The sequence below is a fragment of the Emticicia fontis genome (assembly GCF_054779675.1).
The window spans coordinates 533-2101 of sequence record NZ_BAAGXU010000044.1 but is presented as its reverse complement, the minus strand read 5'-3'; the positions used below and the strand labels follow the sequence as shown (position 1 = coordinate 2101).

Annotated in this window: 1 protein-coding gene; it reads right to left on the bottom strand. The window is 46.4% G+C overall.

Going from position 1 to position 1569, the window contains the following annotated elements:
• Positions 1 to 1569 (bottom strand): PKD domain-containing protein (locus ACYVFA_RS19620; protein ID WP_460473556.1); only part of this gene is annotated, 1569 nt, incomplete at both ends.

Here is a 1569-nt window from a genome sequence, read left to right as displayed (position 1 = left end):
CACCGTACAAGTAGCCGAAATGCTATAAGTTCCTACGCTTGAAAGTACCAGACTTGTGCCCGTAGCTCCTGTTGACCAGTTTACTGTGCCACCACATCCACTCGCGGTTAAGGTCAGCGTATTTGGCGCACATACTACTTTTGGATTGGGTGCAACAATAGTTGGGACACTTGGTTGGGTTACAATCTCTAAACCTGTTACAGCAGTGCTTGATGGAGAGGTACAACTACCCACTGTACAAGTAGCCGAAATGCTATAAGTTCCTACGCTTGAAAGTACCAGACTTGTGCCCGTTGCTCCTGTTGACCAGTTTACTGTGCCACCACATCCACTCGCGGTTAAGGTTAGTGTATTTGGCGCACAAACTACTTTTGGATTAGGTGCAGTGATTGTTGGCGCAATTGGTTGCGTAACAATCTGTAAACCTGTAACTGCCAGACTTGATGGAGAAGTGCAACTACTCACTGTACAAGTGGCTGTAATACTATAAGTACCCACACTTGAAAGTACCAGACTTGTACCTGTTGCTCCTGTTGACCAGTTTACTGTGCCGCCACATCCACTGGCGGTTAAGGTCAGCGTATTTGGCGCACATACTACTTTTGGATTGGGTGCAACAATAGTTGGCGCAATTGGTTGAGTTACAATCTGTAAACCTGTTACAGCAGTGCTCACTGGAGAAGTACAACTACCCACTGTACAAGTGGCTGTAATGCTATAAGTTCCTACACTTGAAAGTACCAAACTTGTACCCGTTGCTCCTGTTGACCAGTTTACTGTGCCGCCACATCCACTCGCTGTCAAGGTCAAGGTATTTGGCGCACATACTACTTTTGGATTGGGGGCTGTGATTGTTGGGGCACTTGGCACCGAACTTTCAAGGGTTACGGATGTAGTCGATGTTGCCGTACAACCATTATTACCAGTTACCGTTACAGTATAAGTTCCAGGAGAGGAAATAGTAGCTGTGGCTTCTGTACCTAGTCCATTTGACCATTGATAGGTTGGTGATATACCACTTCCAGTAGCGGTTCTGGTAACAGAGGTAATATTACATGATAAATTAATATTGCCTGTAATGCTAACCGTTGGCGGTGCTACAATCTGTAAACCAGTGACGGCTTGGCTTGATGGAGAGGTACAACTACCCACTGTACAAGTGGCTGTAATGCTGTAAGTACCCACACTTGAAAGTACCAGACTTGTACCCGTTGCTCCTGTTGACCAATTAACTGTGCCACCGCATCCACTGGCGGTTAAGGTCAGCGTATTTGGCGCACATACTACTTTTGGATTGGGTGCAACAATAGTTGGTGCAGATGGTTGTGTTACAATCTGTAAACCTGTTACAGCAGTGCTTGCTGGAGAAGTACAACTACCCACCGTACAAGTGGCTGTAATGCTATAAGTTCCTACGCTTGAAAGTATCAGACTTGTGCCCGTTGCTCCTGTTAACCAGTTTACTGTGCCGCCACATCCACTCGCTGTCAAGGTCAAGGTATTTGGCGCACACACTACTTTTGGATTGGGGGCGATAATCGTTGGTGCACTTGGCTGAGTTACAATCTG